The following is a 15,589-nucleotide window of genomic DNA, read 5'->3' as shown; positions in this document are numbered from 1 at the left end:
TTCTTTAAAAGATTGTTTGAAAAAAGTTAAAGCGGATGCACTTTTAAATGTTACTCCACCTGCTTTTCACAAAGAAACTTCAATTATGGCTATGAAAGAAGGACTCCATGTTCTTGTTGAAAAACCATTATCTGACACAATGAAAAATGCCGAAAAAATTGTTGAGATATGTGAAAAATATGGAAGGAAATTTATGGTAAGTCAGAACTACAGATACAATAGAATTCCAAGAACTATAAGAAAGATGGTTGATAATGGTGAAATAGGAAAAATAAGTTACTGTATTTTAAATTTTCAGAAAGGACCAAGATTTGGTGGTTTTAGAGCAGAAATGCCATTTCCACTTTTAATTGATATGTCAATACATCATTTTGATTTATCAAGATATCTACTTAATAAGGACCCTGTAAGTGTTTATGCAGAGAGCTGGAAACCTCACTGGAGTTGGTTAAAAGGAGACCCATGTGTTTATTTAATTTTTGATTTTGAAGATGATGTACATTTCAATTATGCTGGAAGTTGGGTAAGTGTTGGAAAGGATACTCAATGGCCTGGGATATGGGAAATTTATGGAGACAGAGGAACAATAATATGGGATAACTCAGGAATAAAAAAAGTTGTTGAAGGAAAAGAAGAAATTATTGAACCAGTTAAACTTGAAAGAGAGGACAGATTTCTTTCTCTTTACGAATTTTACAGAAGTATTGTAGAAGATAGAGAACCTGAAACAAGTGGAAAGGATAATCTTAAAAGTTTGGGTATGGTGTTTAAATCACTTGAATCAATAAAAAAGGGGAAAAAATTAAAAGTTAATCTGTAAATTCAGGTTCTCTATAAACAATTTTCCCTCTACTGATAGTCAATAAAACTTTGCCTTTTAGTTTCCAGTTTAAAAATGGAGAATTTTTACTTTTACTTTTTACTTTATCTTCTGTATAAACCCATTCAATATCAGGGTCAAAAATTACAATATCTGCTCTTTTACCCTCTTCTATTATTCCCCTCTCTATATTTAAAATTTTTGATGGAGCATAAGTTATTTTATATATTATATCCTTTAATTTCATTCCATAATCAATAAGTTTCAAACACAAAGGTAAAAATGTCTCAAAACCAATTATCCCAAAAGGTGCGTTTTCAAATCCAGACTCTTTTTCTTCAAAACTGTGAGGGGCATGGTCTGTTACAATACAGTCAATTGTTCCATTCTTCAATCCTTCAATCAAAGCAATCCTATCTTCTTCTGTTCTTAATGGAGGAGAAACCTTTGCATTTGGATTATATCCAATAACTGCCTCTTCTGTTAAAGTCAAATGATGTGATGTAACTTCACAGGATACATTTTTTAGAAATTTTTTAGCAATTTTTATTGACTCAACGCTTTCTTTACAGGATAGGTGTGCAATATGTAAAATTCCGCCTGTTAATTTTGCAAGTTTTAAATCTCTTTCAACCATTATTTCTTCTGCTTCTTTTGGGATTCCTGGAAGTCCCATTTTTGTAGAAATAAATCCTTCATTCATAACCCCATTTTTTGACAGATTTTTATCCTCTGAATGTGAAATAACAGGTTTTCTGTGTAAAAGTGTATACTCAAGAGCCCTTCTCATAACATTGCTGTCCATAACACAATCACCATCATCAGAAAATGCTACTGCTTTTTCCTGTATCATCTCAAAATATGGCGCTATTTCTTTCCCTTCTCTTCTCTTTGTAATCGCTCCAATTGGTAAAACTTCGCATAAACTCTTTTCTCCCTTTTCATAAACAAATCTTACACTGACCTTATTATCAAGAGGAGGTTCAGTATTTGGCATACAACAAATTGTCGTAAATCCGCCACTTACTGCTGATAAACTCCCTGTGTAAATCGTTTCTTCATCTTCTCTTCCTGGTTCTCTTAAATGACAGTGTAAATCAACAAATCCAGGTGAAATAATTTTATTTTTACAATCAATTACTTTATGATTTCTGGAAGGAATATTTTTTTTAATTTCTTTAACCACTCCACCTTCAAGTAGTACATCAAATTTACCTTCCTTACCCGACTTAGGTTCTATAAGATATCCATTTTTTATCAATATACCCATATTTTTCAAAATTATATTTTATTTCAAATTTTTGTCAAATTAAATCTCGTAATTTTATTTTCTTACCATCATAAGCAACTTCAATTTTTTCTTTTTTAAATATTTTCTCAAGTTCTGAGTAAAGTAATTTCCCGTTATGAGAAAAATGTGTTGCTACAAATCTAAATTTTTCTTTTAAACATCCATACTTCAAAAGTTTCTCTTTAACTTTTATAACTCCCTTTATTCCGAGATGATATTTTTCAAAATCAAGAATACCATTTGTACAATCCATAATAACTATATCAAACTTAAAATCTTTTATAAATTCCCATGTATTATCTGGATACCATCCAGTATCATATCCATGAAGAATAGTTCTGTTTTTATATTTAAATATAAAATTAAGGGATGTTTCTTTTGGCTCATGGTCAGCAAGTACTGGATAGAATTCCATATCTCCTGCTTCATATTTTTTAAAAACTTCCAACAAATGAGGAATTATAAATTGCCCATTTTTCTTCTCTTTTATCAAATTTGATATAATTTCAAAAACATTTTTATTTCCATATATATTCAGATACCTTTCTTTATTTTTAAAATGAGCAAAGGGTTCAAAATAAAAATAAAGTTCTGAAAAATCAAAATGGTCTGCATGTGAATGAGTTATAAAAAGATGTTCTATTTTTGATAAATTCAATCCATATTTTACAGTGTGCCAGTAAGTATCAGGTGGTAAATCTACTTTATATTTTCTGTCAATTAAAATAGAAGACCTTGTACGAATATTTTTACCCTTTAATTTTCTTGCTTTTTCACAGTACTCACATTCACAGAAAATGCCAGGCCAACCTTCGGCTGCCGCAGTTCCAAGAAAAAGTATTTCCATATTTATTTTCCTTTTTTCTGGTAAATTTAAATCAATTTCAGCACTTCTGTCAAATTTTTTAATTTTTAAGTAAATCTAAAAAGTTGTAAAATAGAAAAGATTAAAAGGGAGGTTTTTATGACACACAGAGAACATTTCTGCAAAATTATGAAAGGAGATGTAAGTAACTGGATTCCAAATTATGAATATGGATTATGGGGTCAGACATTTGAAAGATGGATAAAAGAAGGAATGCCTGAAGATAAAATATACAATAACTGGTTTGAAGGAGAACCATTCTTTAAAATTGATAGAAGAGGATTTGCTCATATAAATACAGGACCTGTTCCAGCATACCAAACAGAAGTAATTGAAGAAACAGATAGATATATCATACAGAGAAATCCATGGGGATATATAACAAAATCACTAAAAGAAGGAACAGTAAGAGGAACAAGACCTTCAATGGACCAGTATATATCATTTCCAGTTACAGACAGGGAAAGTTTTAATCAGATGAAAGAAAAATACAATCCTTTTTCATCTGTAAGATATTCTTTATGGTGGGATGAATGGGTAAAAATATGGAAAAAAAGGGACTATCCATTATGTCTTTTAGGAAATGCATCATGGGGAATTTACTCTCGCTTAAGAATCTGGGTAGGAACTGAAAATCTGTCATATATGTTTTATGATAATCCTGCACTTGTAGAAGAAATGATAGAATTTAATGTTGAATTTTTACTTTCACTTGTTGAAAAAGCACTTAATGAAGTTGAATTTGATTATTTTAATTTTTTTGAAGATTGTGCAGGTAAAGGAGGTCCATTATTTGGTCCTGAAATATTTAAAAAATTCTTCTTAAAACCTTATAAACGAGTGATTGAAAGATTGAAAAAAGCAGGAATTGAAATAATTACACTTGATACAGATGGAAATTTTGAAGTACTTATTCCTTTATGGATGGATGCTGGTATTAACTTCTTCTGGCCACTTGAACAGGCAAGCGAAATGGACCCTTTAAAATTGAGAAAAAAATTTGGTAAAAACATTATTCTTATGGGTGGAATTGATAAAAGGGAAATTGCAAAGGGGAAAAATGAAATTGAAAAAGAATTGTATAAGAAAATCCCACCTTTACTTGAACAGGGTGGATATATACCAACTTTAGACCATGCAATAAGTCCTGATATATCTTACGAAAATTTTATGTATTATATTGAATTGAAATTGAAACTTATCGGGAGGTAAGATGAAAAATGATTTTGAAATTATTGCTAAATATACAGATAAACCTTTAATTATTGATGGGAAACTACAAGAAGATGTATGGAAAAAAGCACCTATTTATGAACTTGAACTTCCGGGTAATGAAAAAAAACAACCAGTAGAAAAAGGAGAAGTTCAACTTGCATGGGATGAAGAGTATTTATATGTAGGAATTAAATTTTATGATTCAGATATTGTTCAGGAAAGTAATAAAAATCAGACACATCATTATCTTACAGGAGACCTTGTTGAAATATTTTTAAAACCTGAAAAGAATACATGGTACTGGGAGATATATGGAACTCCAAATTGTAAAAAAACTGTTTTCTTTTTTCCTGGAAGAGGAAGAGCAGGATTACAGGGGTGCTTTAAACCAAATATTGACCTTGACAGAATTCTTATAGGAACACAGATAAAAGGAACATTAAATAACTGGCATGACATAGATGAGTACTGGACACTTGAAATGGCTATCCCTTCTGAAGAATTGAAATCTTTTGGTGATAATTTTGGTTATGGTTCAGAATGGAGGATTTTGATAGCAAGATATAATTATTCAAGATATTTGCACTGGAAGGAACTATCTTCTTTTCCTAAACTTTCTGTTCCTAACTTTCATCTTATTGAAGAATATGGTAAACTTGTATTTGAAAAATAAAAGGGGATAAAATGTTATACACAGAAGTCAATGTTCCTGTTGAGTTTTCTTTAAGAAGTTATAAAAGATATAAGGACATTTTTAATGAAGTTGAAGTTGATGTTATTTTTACCTCCAGTAAAGGAGAAAAATTTAAAGTTCCTGCTTTCTGGAAAGGAGAAAATGAATTTGGTGTAAGGGTATCTTTTCCTGAAGATGGAATTTATGAATGGGAAAGTATATCTAACAATGAAAAAGAAAGAGGATTACACGGACAGAAAGGAAAAATAAAAGTTGAAAAATATAAAGGAAAAAATCCTCTTTTTGTTCATGGAAGATTAAAAATTTCTGAAAATAAAAGGTATTTATGTCACAAAGATGGCAAACCATTTTTCTGGTTGGGTGATACATGGTGGATGGGTTTATGTAAAAGGTTGAAATGGCCTGAAGAATTTAAGGAACTTACAGATGATAGAATCAAAAAGGGTTTTACTTTAATTCAAATTGTTGCTGGTTTATATCCTGATATGAGTTATCCTGATAGAAGAGGAGAAAATGAAGCAGGATATCCATGGGACAAAAATTTCAAAAGAATCAATCCTTATTATTTTGATATGGCAGATTTAAGATTATTTCATCTAATTAATTCAGGACTTATATCGTGTATTGTTGGATGCTGGGGATATTATTTAAAATGGATGGGAATTGAAAAAATGAAAAAGCACTGGAGATATTTAATAGCAAGATATTCTGCTTATCCTGTTATATGGTGTGCTTCTGGTGAATATGATATGCCATTTTATTTATCAGAAACTTCTGAGGAGGACAAAAATTTACAAAGGAATGGTTGGAAAGAAGTAATAAAATATATAAAAAAGATTGACCCATACAAAAATCCAGTAACAGTTCATCCAGGCAGTTTTACAAGAGAGGTTGAAGGATATTCAGAAATTCTTGATTTTGACGTGCTTCAGACAGGTCATTCAGACGATTCAATCAAAAATACAGTTTACAGAGTGAAGCAATCTTATGAAGCAGAGCCTGTAATGCCTGTTGTGATTGGAGAAGTTGCTTATGAAGGAATAGGAGGTCAGTGCAGAGAACAGATACAGAGATTGAGTTTCTGGGCATCTTTTTTAAATGGTGCTTGTGGATTTACTTATGGAGCAAATGGAATATGGCAGGTAAATAGAAAAGAAGAAATTTATGGTCCATCTCCACATGGTATGAACTGGGGAAATACTCCATGGGATGAGGCAATGAGTTTACCTGGTTCAAAACAACTTGGATTATCAAAAAAATTACTTGAAAAATATAGATGGTGGGAATTTCAACCAAGACCTGACTGGATTGAAGTTGATGTGAGTAGTGAAAACAGAGAAAAAAATTACTATCCATACATTGCTGGAATTCCCGAAGAAGTCCGTATTGTTTATATTCCTTTTTTTTACAATAACTTTAAAATCAAGAAAATTGAGAAAAATGTTAAATATAAAACATTTCTTTTTAATCCTGTAAATGGTGAAAAAATAGATAGCGGAGTTGTAAATCCTGACAGAGAAGGAAACTGGGAATTGCCTTCTCTTGTTAAAAACTCATGGGCAAAACTCCCTATCTATCAGGACTGGATTTTAGTTCTTGAAAGAATTTAGTTTTTTTATTTATATCATCCTTTTTTTGACTTTAACATAAATTTTAAATATAATTTTAAATTAGAAGGACAAAAATGGGATGAAAAAAATGAAAAAAATTTTAAGTGTTATTTTTCTATTATTTATTTTAGGAGGATGTACTCCTGTTTTAAAACAACCAGAACTCCCAAAAGAAGAAATTGAAACAGAAAGAGAAAAACAAAGGGAAATTGCTCTCAATACACTTATTGAGAGACAGATAAGATTATATAAAACTGGTTTTCCATTATTAAAAGGTGCTGTTAATTTCTACACAAAAAAACCGATCCTTTCACTTGGGATTCTTATTCATAGCAGTAAAAATTATAAAAAAGAAGATTTACCTATTATAAGTAAAAAATACCGGATTGAAGATTCTCCAACCATACTTTATGTACATCCACATTTCGGGGCTTATAATGCAGGATTGAAAATAAACGACAGAATAATTGAGATAAATAAAAAGAAAGTAGAAAGCATAGAAAATATTTCAAAAATTATGGAGGGAATTGATTTAAGTAAAGAAAAGGTTGAAGTTATTGTTGATAGGAATGGAGAAATTTTAACTTTTAATGTCCCTACAACAAAAATATGTCCATTTTCTTTTGTTCTTTATACAGACCCTCAGGTTGGAGATAGCATAAATGCTTCTACTGACGGACAGACCATATATGCAACTCCGGGATTATTAAGGTTTATTCAATCAGATACAGAACTTGCTTTTGTTTTATCACATGAAATTGCTCATGCTGTTTTAGACCATTCTGTTCAAAAAACTGGCAACAGAATTCTCGGAACAATTGTTGACATTGCAATAACTGTTGCAACAGGTGTTAATACTCAGGGTGTTTTTGGAAATATTGCAGGTCTTGTTTATTCAAAAGAATTTGAAAAAGAAGCAGATTATCTTGGAACCTATATCGCTGCTATAAGTGGATATGATGTTTCTGATGCTCCTAATTTCTGGAGAAAGATGGCTGCTGAATATCCCGGGTCAACAAAAGATGTTTTTCTTACAACTCATCCATCTTCTCCTGAAAGGTATATTTTAATTGAAAAAACAGTTGAAGAAATTAAAGAAAAACAGAAAAAAGGGATTCCTCTTTTCCCTGACTACAAAAAAACCAAGTAAAAAATGTCTTTAATTTTAATCGGACTTATAACAGGATTTTTTGCAGGTTTTATATGTGGACTTTTTGGTATGGGTGGAGGTTCTTTAATGGTTCCTGCAATATATCATTTCTTTGGTTTTACTTTTCCAACTGAAAGCAGAATGAAAATTTCTATCGGAACATCTTTACTCGTAATTATTTTTTCCTCAATATCTGCAATCATAACTTATTTCAAAAATAGAAAAATTAAAACAAACCTTATTATTTTGATTGTCCCTTCTGGAATTTTAGGTTCTCAATTTGGTGCATTTTTAACAAGCAGATTAGATGATGAAACTGTAAAATATATCTTTATTTTTCTTATCACATTTTTGGGTTTAAGAATGTTTTTTGCTCCTGAAAATAAGGAAAACGAGATATCAGATAATAATTCATATAACAAACTTTCTGGAATTTTAATTGGTTTTTTTTCTGGTTTAATCTCAGGCCTGTGTGGAGTTGGAGGAGCAGTTTTAATAATACCTTTACTTTATTTATTCTTAAAAATTCCAATTCATTATGCAATAGGAACTGCACTCATCGCAATACTTTTTAATGCAATTTCAGGAAGTATCGCCTATATGGTCAGAAATCTTGTAAACATTAAAATAGGACTATTGCTTGCATTGACTTCTATTATAGGTGCTCCTCTTGGTGCAAAAATTGGTATAAATCTTCCCAAAAAAACAATGAGAAAGATTTTCTCAATAATTCTTATTTTATCGGGTATTTCAGTCCTTTTCAGAAAATAACTCACAAAATAATATTTTTTACATATTGAGCAATTGAAATACAGCAGGTCAAACCTGGTGAATCAATACCAATTAAATTTATAAATCCAGGTATTTCTTCTTTTATAACAAAATCTTTAAATTCATCTCCTTTTTTCTGCAATTTTGGTCTTATACCGTAACTTTCAGGAATTAAATCATCAATTTTTATAGAAGGTAAATATTTTTTCAATTGCTCAAAAAAAATTTCTTTTTTTGTATCGTCAATCTTATATACTGAATTTACTTTTTCATCCGGATATGGTGGATAAATTTTTTCAACATATTCAACATCAGGACCTGCTCTTAAAATTCCATCAAATCTCGGAGTTAAATGAATTCCCAGTCCTTCTTTACCTGGAACAGGATAAACAAGCAAAGGGATATTAAATTTTCTTGTAATTGTAAAATAATCTCCTTTTGCCCAGTAAACATCATAATTGAATCCGAGCATTCTTGAGATATTTTCAGCATATAGCCCTGCACAATTTATAACAATTTCAGAATAATATCTACCTTTTTCTGTTTCAACAAGATATAAAGAATTTTTCTTTTCAATATTGATAACCCTTTCATCAAATCCAGCAATCCCGCCATTGTTTATAAATTTCTCATATAGACAGTCCATAAGATAATGAACATTTAAAATTCCTGTTGTAGGAGTATATAAAGCACATATTCCTTCTATTTCAGGACAAAATTTTTCAATTTCATTTTTCTCAATTATTTTTAATTCAGGAACTCCATTTTTTATTCCCTGACTATATAATCTCTCAATCTCTTCTATCTCATCCTTTTCTATTGCTAATGTAAGTTTTCCCGTTTTTTTGTGTAATATATTATTTTCTCTTAAAAACTCATAAAGTAAATTATTCCCTTCAACACACAATTTTGCTTTTAATGAATTTTCTGGATAATGAATTCCTGAGTGTATTACTTCACTATTTCTTGAACTTGTTTCAAGACCATATTTTTTATTTTTCTCAATTAAACCAACTGAATATCTTTCAGAAAGTTTATAAGAAATTGAAAGTCCAACAACTCCAGCCCCTATAACAATAACATCAAAGTCCTTTTCCATTTAATTTATTCTGCTTTTATTATAATCTGTGCTCCTTTAAGTCCTTCTGATTTAGCAGTAATTTTTATCTTTCCTTTCTTTTTAAAAATTGACCTTATATAAACAACACATTTTCCATGAAAAACTTTTCTGTAATTAGCACAGAATGGTTCTGTAGATATTGGATTTCCATTATCAACAGCAACTATTTCAGCAGGACCTTTTATATCAAAATGAATTAAATTATCAGCAAAAGGACATAAAACTCCTTTCTCACCAACGACTTCCACATATACAAAAACCATATCCTCTCCATCCCCTTTAATTATTTCTCTATCAGGAATAAGTTTAATCTTTGATGGTTTTCCTGCTGTTTTCACAACTGTTTCCTTTACTACATTTCCTTTTTCATCATATACAACTGCTTTTACCTCACCCGGCTGATATATAACTCCATTCCATACCAATCTATATCTATTCACAAGTCCTCTTGAATGTTTAGTTTTCTTACCATAGGAGATACCATTTACAAAAAGTTCAACAGTATTCCATTTACTGTAAACCTGAACAGTAATTGCTTTACCTTCAAAACCAAAAAGGGTCCAGTGAGGAACAATATGTAATGTTTCTTTATCTGCCCATATACTCTGATATAAATAAAACCTGTCCTTTGGTATACCGCATAAATCAACTATTCCAAAATATGAACTCCTGCTTGGCCATTCTTCATTATACGGGGTTGGTTCTCCAAGATAATCAAAACCTGTCCAGACAAACTCACCCATAATAAAAGGATGCTCATCCTGTGCTTTAAACTCAACATCCGGGATATTTGCCCATGAAGGATGTGATAAATCAAAACTGTTCACCTGCAATGTTTCTCTTTTAACATCTCTTTCCTCTTCAACTGGAAAATAATATTCTCCTCTTGTACTTATACATGATGCTGTCTCACTTGCATACATAGGTTTTCCAGGAAGAAGTTGATGAAATTTCCCATAAAGATGTGGTAAATAATTCCATCCACAGACATCAACAACCTGTGCAAAACCATTTTTTATTGCTTCTTCTCCCCAGTTCATTGCAGTTGTTGTAGGTCTTGTAGGGTCTTCTTCCTTACATATATTGTGTAAAAATTTAGCAAGTTTAGGTCCGTTAACAGGGTCTGTCTGTTCAGGAATTTCATTTCCAATACTCCACATAATAACGGATGGATGATTTCTATCTCTTCTTATCATTGCTCTTAAGTCCTTTTCTGCCCATTCATCAAACAACTTATTATATCCATTTTCGCATTTAGGTATTTTCCATTCATCAAACGCCTCATCTATCACAAGAAAACCCATTTCATCTGCAAGGTCAAGAAGTTCAGGACATGGAGGATTATGACTTGTTCTTATCGCATTACATCCCATTTCTTTTAAAATTGTAAGTTGTCTTTTTAAAGCAATTTTATTTACTGCTGCTCCAAGAGGTCCAAGGTCATGATGCATACAAACTCCTTTAAATTTAATATCTTTTCCATTTAAAAAGAAACCCTTTTCGCTGTCAAAAGTAATTGTTCTTATCCCAAATCTTGTCTGGTAATAATCAACCACTTTTCCATCTATTTTTACACTCAAACATGCAGTATAAAGATTGGGATTTTCAACTGACCACAATAATGGATTTTCAACAAAAATTTCCTGTTCAAATATTCCCTTATCAGAGATTTCCTTGATTGTACTTTCTGTAATTATTTCTTTCCCTTCAGGTGATAAAATTTTTGTTTCAAGTTCAACATATTTACTTTTTCCTGTATGATTTTCAACTTCTGTCTTTATGTGAACTTTTGCAATTTTTTCATCAATATAAGGAGTTGTAATATATGTTCCCCATAAAGGAATGTGCACATTATTCATTATAACAAGACGAACATTCCTGTAAATCCCTGCTCCCGGATACCACCTTGAAGCATTCGGTTTATTATCAACTGAAACTGCAATAAGATTTTCTCCTTCTTTAATAAAATCTGTAATGTCAAAAGCAAAAGAAGCATAACCATAAGGCCATTGTCCAACATAAATCCCATTACAATAAACTTTACTATTACTCATAACACCATCAAACTCAATCCTTATTCTTTTATCTTTAATGTTTTTAAGTTCAATTTTTTTTCTGTACCAACCTTTACCAGCATGAGGAAGACCACCTGTAACACCAGTAAGAACAATTTCTTTTTTTCTTCCATTTTCTTCCCTAACATAAACCCTTTTATCATTTTCCGGACTGAAAGGACCTTTTATTGCCCAGTCATGAGGAACCTGTACTTCTTCCCAGTTAGAATCATCAAAATCAAAATTTATTGCATCCTGAAAATCTCCCTTTTTAAACTTCCATCCATATTTTAAAACTTCTATTTTCCTCATTTTTTCCCTCCATGTAAATACTTTATTTTAACCAATTTCCCCTTAAAGTCAAAAACAAACTTCCTCTTAAAGTTAAATTTTTATTTTACTACCAGATTTCCAAATCTCTTACATATTTATATAACCCACCTTTAAGGTGGACTGAACAATTCGAATAATCACTCAGGGTGATGCAAAATCAAAGCCAGAAAATTTTGACCCTCAAATTTTAGAGATATTTAAGAAATACCATAAGGAATTCAAAGAAATATTTGATAAAAATTCCTGAGTTTACTAAGTCCCTTCCTCTTAATTATGTTTCCCGACATCTCCACTGCCCACCTTAAAGGTGGGAGAAAATGCGAGGGGAGGGATTTGAACCCTCATCCGCCTAAGGCGGACTGGATCCTAAGTCCAGCGCGTCTGCCATTCCGCCACCCTCGCTTTTATATTTTTCTTCTATTTCTACTGCCGAGTCCAGTTTTTACTTCTTCTTAAGTTGGTTACAGTTGTGCTCCTGATTATATTTCTACTCCTTTCCTCTATCCTTCACTTACTTACGTCTCTATATCATATTACATCCTACCCGCACCAACTCGCCCCTTGCTACACCCACCTTGCTAATCAGGGCTTACTACAGGGGCTCGGTTCCGCCACCCTCGCTTTTATATTTTTCTTCTATTTCTACTGCCGAGTCCAGTTTTTACTTCTTCTTAAGTTGGTTACAGTTGTGCTCCTGATTATATTTCTACTCCTTTCCTCTATCCTTCACTTACTTACGTCTCTATATCATATTACATCCTACCCGCACCAACTCGCCCCTTGCTACACCCACCTTGCTAATCAGGGCTTACTACAGGGGCTCGGTTCCGCCACCCTCGCTTTTATATTTTTCTTTCTGAAAAATTCTATAATTTTATTTTACTCCTGTTTGCGTAAGAGTGTCCAATTTTTACAAGGGATGCCCCTGTGAAATTATAGGTTTAAGGAAATCTGGATTGCTTCATATAAAAATCTGACAGGATAAATTTCTATATTTTTAACAAAAACATCATTTTTATTTTTTTCAGGAATAATGGCTTTTTCAATTCCAAGACGTGCACATTCTTTCAATCTTAAATTTATATTCTCAACTCCTCTTATTTCTCCTGTAAGCCCTATTTCTCCAATTACAACAGATTTTTTTAAAGGTGCAATATCTTTAAGTGAAGAAACACAGGAAACAGCAACTCCAAGGTCACTACCCACTTCATTTATTTTTATTCCACCGCCAACATTGACATAAACATCATATGTATTGAAATTGAATTTTAATTTTTTCTCAAGAACTGCAATTATTAAAGAAACCCTGTTATAATCAAGCCCTGAAACAGTTCTTTTTGGAATTCCATAATATGTCGGAGTTACAAGTCCTTCAATTTCAACAAGTATCGTTCTTGTTCCTTCAATCGTAGGGAATATAGTCCTTCCAGGTGTATTTTTTTCAATATCCTGAATGAAAATACTTGAAGCATCAGGTATTTCTTTAAGTCCATTTTCTTCCATTGAAAAAACGCCAATCTCATTTGTTGAGCCAAATCTGTTTTTTATACTCCTTAAAATTCTTAAATTTGTTCTTATATCTCCTTCAAAATAAATAACTGCATCAACAATATGCTCAAGAATTTTAGGTCCCGCAACAATCCCTTCTTTTGTTATATGTCCTACAAGAAAAGTGGAACAATTATTTGCTTTTGTGTATTTCATAAAAAAATTTGCATTTTCTCTTACCTGGGTAACTGAACCTGGAATTGTCGGTATTTCTGGATTGTAAATTGTCTGGATTGAATCAATTATAATAAAATCCGGCTTTATTTTTTCAAGTCCATTTTTTATTGTATTTATTTCTGAAGTTGTCAATAAATATATTTCGTCACTCTCAACTCCAAGTCGTTTACTCCTCATTTTTATTTGATTTTCTGATTCCTCTCCACTTATATATAAAACTTTATAACCATTTTTAGCAAGATTACCACATACAGTTAAAAGCAATGTTGACTTTCCCACTCCCGGTTCTCCTGCAACAAGTATATAACTTTTTTTAACAATGCCTCCTCCAAGAACCCTGTCAAATTCTTCTATTCCTGTTTTTATTCTTGGTGTTTCTTCAAATTCAATTTCGGAGAGTTTTTTAGGATGGACTATTTCTTTTTCTTCAAATTTTTCTAGTGATGTATAAAATTCTTCAATAAATGTATTCCACTTCCCGCAGTTAGGACATCTACCAAGTAATTTAACAGTTTGATATCCACATTCAGAACATACAAATATACTTTTTTCTTTTTTCATTTTCTTCTAAAAAATAATTTCCAGGGGTGTTCTCTTATGTCTTTTATAAAATTTAAAGCCTCATTATAAAGTTCATCACTATATAGAAACTTACCTGCACTGCCTTTACCTGATTTTAAATCTACTAAAACTGAATTTAAATTTTCAAGGGTAATACTCAATTTTTCAGATGCATCTCCAATTTTTTCAGTTGTTTCTTTTAAAAGTGCTATTTCTTCTTTAATATCTTCAAGCATCTTCTCTTCTTTCATAATTTTTGCTATAAGTCCTTCTGTCTGGAGTTTTTCAAAAAATTCTTTAATCTGTGAGGATGTTTTTTGGAATTCTTCTGATGTCTCTGTAAAATTAACAAGAAGTTTATCCGCTTTATCTTTAATTGTCAAAAAATCTCTTATACTTCCCATCGTTTTTTCAATTTCGCTTTTCCCTGAAACAAGAAATAAATCTGTATCATCAATAACTTTTGAAATCTTTGAAGAATTTTCTTCAATAAAAGAATTTAAATTATTATTTGTTTTAGATAGCCCTTCAACAAGACCATCTATTTTTGTAAAAGAATCGTTCAATCTATCAAACGTGGTTTTGAAACTTGCAAGAATTTCTCTTATCTGCTCCTGAATTTTTTTATCACCTGTAATTTGGCTGATATCTGAAAGTATTTTATTTAAATTTTTTGCAATTTCTTCTCCCATATTTGCAATTTTATCCACAGATAAAGGATTTTCTCCCTCAACTATTTCTCCCTTTTTAATAAACTCTTTTTCATTTGACGGGTTTATCTCAACATATTTTTCCCCAATAATTCCAAGTGTTTTAATTGTAAATCTACTGTGTTTCCCGATTTTTACATTTGGATTAATTTTCAATTTTACAAAAACTTTTGGTGTTTCCTCATATATAATTTCAATTTTTTTAACCTCACCAACCCTTACTCCACTAACCCTCACTGGACTTCCTGTTTCAAGCCCACCAACATAATCAAATAAAACTCCTATTTCATAACCAGTCCATTTTCCCAATCTTGTCTGAGTAAAGATAAAAACAATAATTCCGATAATTGCAGCAAAAATAAATATCCCAACCTTCAGTTCATCTGTTATTTTCTTTTCCATTTTATCCTCCCGTTTCAATATAACTTCTTATTATCGGATGCTTACTTTTTTCCCTCAATTCTTCGTATGTACCACTTTCTATTATTTTACCTTCATCAATCAAAATCAATCTTTTACCTATTTTTCCTGCAAGTTTAACATCATGTGTTACAGTTATATCTGTTGTATTAAAATTTTGATGTATTTTTCTTATCAATTCAGTAAGATTTTCACTTGTTATTGGGTCAAGGCCTGTAGTGGGCTCATCATAAAATATTATTTGAGGTTT

The 15,589-nt window shown here is 31.2% G+C and carries 13 protein-coding genes and 1 tRNA gene; 6 read left to right on the top strand and 8 right to left on the bottom strand.

The window, feature by feature from the left end; translation table 11 throughout:
* On the top strand, positions 1–820 hold an 820-nt coding region (locus PKV21_02405; protein ID HOM26342.1), incomplete at its 5' end, for a Gfo/Idh/MocA family oxidoreductase.
* On the opposite strand, the gene PKV21_02400 is transcribed toward PKV21_02405, so the two are convergent.
* Positions 810–2,090 (bottom strand): dihydroorotase, encoded by a 1,281-nt coding sequence (locus PKV21_02400; GenBank protein HOM26341.1) that lies wholly within the window; start codon positions 2,088–2,090, stop codon positions 810–812. The two genes, PKV21_02405 and PKV21_02400, sit on opposite strands and share 11 nt — an antisense overlap.
* 34 nt (positions 2,091–2,124) lie before the next feature.
* A complete protein-coding gene (locus PKV21_02395; GenBank protein ID HOM26340.1) occupies positions 2,125–2,958 on the bottom strand; it encodes an MBL fold metallo-hydrolase in 834 nt (277 codons plus the stop codon).
* 117 nt (positions 2,959–3,075) lie between these two features.
* Here PKV21_02395 and PKV21_02390 point away from each other — a divergent pair, with 117 nt between their 5' ends.
* The 5 genes from PKV21_02390 to PKV21_02370 all read left to right on the top strand — a co-directional run bounded on the left by PKV21_02390 (position 3,076) and on the right by PKV21_02370 (position 8,416).
* Positions 3,076–4,188, top strand: a complete 1,113-nt coding sequence (locus PKV21_02390; GenBank protein ID HOM26339.1) for a uroporphyrinogen decarboxylase family protein — start codon at positions 3,076–3,078, stop codon at positions 4,186–4,188.
* A 1-nt stretch (position 4,189) separates the two neighbouring features.
* The gene (locus PKV21_02385; protein ID HOM26338.1) at positions 4,190–4,864 is read left to right on the top strand and encodes a carbohydrate-binding family 9-like protein; all 675 of its coding nucleotides are present in this window, start codon (positions 4,190–4,192) and stop codon (positions 4,862–4,864) included.
* Positions 4,865–4,875: 11 nt separating this feature from the next.
* Positions 4,876–6,495, top strand: coding sequence for a DUF4038 domain-containing protein (locus PKV21_02380; GenBank protein HOM26337.1), 1,620 nt, complete (start codon positions 4,876–4,878; stop codon positions 6,493–6,495).
* A gap of 88 nt (positions 6,496–6,583) precedes the next feature.
* A complete protein-coding gene (locus tag PKV21_02375) occupies positions 6,584–7,645 on the top strand; it encodes a M48 family metallopeptidase (protein HOM26336.1) in 1,062 nt (353 codons plus the stop codon).
* 3 nt (positions 7,646–7,648) lie between these two features.
* Positions 7,649–8,416, top strand: coding sequence for a sulfite exporter TauE/SafE family protein (locus tag PKV21_02370; GenBank protein ID HOM26335.1), 768 nt, complete (start codon positions 7,649–7,651; stop codon positions 8,414–8,416).
* A gap of 1 nt (position 8,417) precedes the next feature.
* Here PKV21_02370 and PKV21_02365 read toward each other — a convergent pair whose 3' ends face one another.
* The 6 genes from PKV21_02365 to PKV21_02340 form a co-directional block, all read right to left on the bottom strand.
* Complete coding sequence (locus tag PKV21_02365) at positions 8,418–9,515, bottom strand: NAD(P)/FAD-dependent oxidoreductase (protein ID HOM26334.1); 1,098 nt, start codon at positions 9,513–9,515, stop codon at positions 8,418–8,420.
* A gap of 5 nt (positions 9,516–9,520) precedes the next feature.
* Entirely contained in the window at positions 9,521–11,902 is a 2,382-nt protein-coding gene (gene galB / locus PKV21_02360; GenBank protein ID HOM26333.1) for a beta-galactosidase GalB, read from the bottom strand.
* A gap of 339 nt (positions 11,903–12,241) precedes the next feature.
* Positions 12,242–12,325, bottom strand: a tRNA-Leu gene (locus PKV21_02355).
* A 531-nt stretch (positions 12,326–12,856) separates the two neighbouring features.
* Positions 12,857–14,209: a DNA repair protein RadA gene (gene radA, locus PKV21_02350; GenBank protein HOM26332.1), complete on the bottom strand. Its 1,353-nt coding sequence runs from the start codon at positions 14,207–14,209 to the stop codon at positions 12,857–12,859.
* Positions 14,206–15,321 carry an MlaD family protein gene (locus PKV21_02345; GenBank protein ID HOM26331.1) on the bottom strand — a complete coding sequence of 372 codons (1,116 nt, stop codon included), beginning with the start codon at positions 15,319–15,321 and terminating at the stop codon, positions 14,206–14,208. The genes radA and PKV21_02345 overlap by 4 nt, the downstream gene beginning before the upstream one ends.
* Position 15,322: 1 nt before the next feature.
* Positions 15,323–15,589, bottom strand: a 267-nt coding sequence (locus PKV21_02340; protein HOM26330.1) for an ABC transporter ATP-binding protein, incomplete at its 5' end; no start/stop codon positions are given.

It is taken from the genome of bacterium (genome assembly GCA_035371905.1).
GTDB lineage: Bacteria > Ratteibacteria > UBA8468 > B48-G9 > JAFGKM01 > JAMWDI01.
The sequence above is the reverse complement of the archived record's forward strand: the minus strand, read 5'-3'. Positions and strand labels throughout refer to the sequence as shown.